The 1,754-nt window shown below is 36.5% G+C and carries 4 protein-coding genes and 1 pseudogene; all 5 read right to left on the bottom strand.

Annotation, left to right across the window (positions count from 1 at the left end):
- A pseudogene (locus tag PX482_RS20430) lies at positions 1-152 on the bottom strand (type II toxin-antitoxin system RelE/ParE family toxin); the annotation flags it as partial.
- The gene (locus PX482_RS20425) at positions 145-363 is read right to left on the bottom strand and encodes a hypothetical protein (protein ID WP_288122941.1); all 219 of its coding nucleotides are present in this window, start codon (positions 361-363) and stop codon (positions 145-147) included. The gene PX482_RS20425 and the pseudogene PX482_RS20430, both read right to left, overlap by 8 nt.
- Positions 364-465: 102 nt before the next feature.
- Complete coding sequence (locus tag PX482_RS20420) at positions 466-588, bottom strand: type II toxin-antitoxin system HicB family antitoxin (RefSeq protein WP_002798318.1); 123 nt, start codon at positions 586-588, stop codon at positions 466-468.
- A gap of 229 nt (positions 589-817) precedes the next feature.
- Positions 818-1,201: a toxin TumE gene (gene tumE, locus PX482_RS20415; protein ID WP_288122939.1), complete on the bottom strand. Its 384-nt coding sequence runs from the start codon at positions 1,199-1,201 to the stop codon at positions 818-820.
- On the bottom strand, positions 1,191-1,421 hold the full coding sequence (gene tumA / locus PX482_RS27850; protein ID WP_002771674.1) for an antitoxin TumA: 231 nt from the start codon (positions 1,419-1,421) through the stop codon (positions 1,191-1,193). The genes tumE and tumA overlap by 11 nt, the downstream gene beginning before the upstream one ends.
- Positions 1,422-1,754 lie beyond the last annotated feature (333 nt).

The raw sequence follows: 1,754 nt of genomic DNA, 5'->3' as shown, positions 1-1,754 counted from the left end.
CCTTTAAGTTTATGAGTGCGTAATATAGGATTATAGGGATCCTCAGCAAGTAATCTTAATTTAGCCTCAATTTTGCTTTTTAAATCGGGTCGGCTTTTAATGATTATCTTAAAAGCTCGTTTAAAGGATGAGCTTAGAATTAATTTAGTCATTGTTTAATTCTGCGATAATATCATCAATGTTTCCCCGAAAGACTTTCCCTTGTTGGTATTCTTGATGCGCTTGATGGATATTCTTGGCGATTTCTTCTCGTCTTTTTTCAATTTGTCTATGTCGAATAATACTGATTAAATCATCTTGTTCATCACAGGAAAGATTGTCAATCATTTCTAAAATTTGATGAAATTGAATAGTTTGTGACATTGTGGCTTTTCCTTTTTCAAATTAAAGAATAAATTTATTATCAGTACCTAAGTAAAATTAATTACACAGAGCTAACTACCTCTTGCATGAGTGCCTATTTTTTTAGCTTTCCTTGGCTTCTTCAATGGTTTCTCCTTGACCATTTGCACCTGGGATTTCAGGACAAATCGCCCAGTATCCCCCTTCTGTTGCTGCTTCAATGATGGCGGTGAATTCTCCTTTCATGACAATCTCCTTTGATAATTTATGAATTATTTGATAATTTATGAATTAGCGTGCTGCTACGCAGTGCCTTCAACATCGCACTCTCAACCAAAATATCACAAGATCACGACACAAGATTAGAGCATCATGGGGATGATGTTGGGTTGAGTACCCATCACCCAACCTACAAGATCAGGCGATCGCACTACAAGATATACAAGATCAGGCGATCGCATTAAATACATTTTATTTACCTCAATAACTCTGTTGCTTCTTTTAAGACTTGAGTAATTTCAGGTTTGTGACAACTAATTACATCGTTTGGTAAATGCTTGTGATGGGGAAAAGTAGAGAGATTGGGAAAGTGAGGGGTATTATCATAACGAAAAACTAGGTTGGTTTTTTCATCTTGTAAATGGTAACGATAATCTAGGAATTCTAAGTAATTGTCTGTGATTATTATAGCTTCGTTTATTTCTAATAAATGGGGCTGCTTGAAACGCAACCTAATTCTTAAGTTGGCTCTTTGTGATGTCAGTATTTCTTCTTGATAACGTTCTACATAAGCATTTTCACACTGCACAATTGCTTGCTCTACTTGATTGAGGTAATCAGATAAAAGTTTAAGCAGCATGATTTAATATTTGTTCTAATTCTTGACGCAAAGCAAGGTAATGACGATAATCGTTTGCCCATTCTATAAATATTATATCATCTGATAATGTTCCCTGATTGTATTGGTTATAAAAATCTTCGGAATCCATTTTATGTTGGTTCTCATAAACGCTAAGTCGCTTGGCAACAGCAATCAAAGCATCTAAAGATGATGTATATTGAATGGTCTGTTTACGCATTTTTCTTTTACTCCAAAATAGGGTTTGCTGAATAAATTTGAAATGTAGGCAAAGTAAAGGTTTTGGGGCTTTTCTCGCTCCCACAGGTGCAAGATTTTGAGAGAATCGTCGTTCAAAACCTTGCGTCTTCATCGGCCCGCGTCCTGTAGGGGCGAAGCATTCGGACAATAACCTATCGGTGAAAAGGTAGATTTTCTATCCGAATGCTTCGCCCGTACTTATTCAGCCAACCCTAAGTATGTTTATCTGGATAAACGGCTCTTCGGTTTGTGTTATGCAATGGACGGGGGTTATAAGGGATGGAACCCTTATAGAGAAAGGCATTTAGCGATT

Source organism: Microcystis sp. M53602_WE12, from assembly GCF_030065455.1.
In the GTDB taxonomy this organism is placed as follows: Bacteria; Cyanobacteriota; Cyanobacteriia; order Cyanobacteriales; family Microcystaceae; genus Microcystis; species Microcystis aeruginosa.
This window is presented reverse-complemented; position numbering and strand designations above follow the sequence as displayed.

What these genes read in the sequence shown, in the direction of transcription:
- PX482_RS20425 (WP_288122941.1), bottom strand. Translation starts at nt 363, where the DNA reads ATGTCACAAACTATTCAATTTCATCAAATTTTAGAAATGATTGACAAT.
- PX482_RS20420 (WP_002798318.1), bottom strand. Translation starts at nt 588, where the DNA reads ATGAAAGGAGAATTCACCGCCATCATTGAAGCAGCAACAGAAGGGGGA.
- tumE (WP_288122939.1), bottom strand. Translation starts at nt 1,201, where the DNA reads ATGCTGCTTAAACTTTTATCTGATTACCTCAATCAAGTAGAGCAAGCA.
- tumA (WP_002771674.1), bottom strand. Translation starts at nt 1,421, where the DNA reads ATGCGTAAACAGACCATTCAATATACATCATCTTTAGATGCTTTGATT.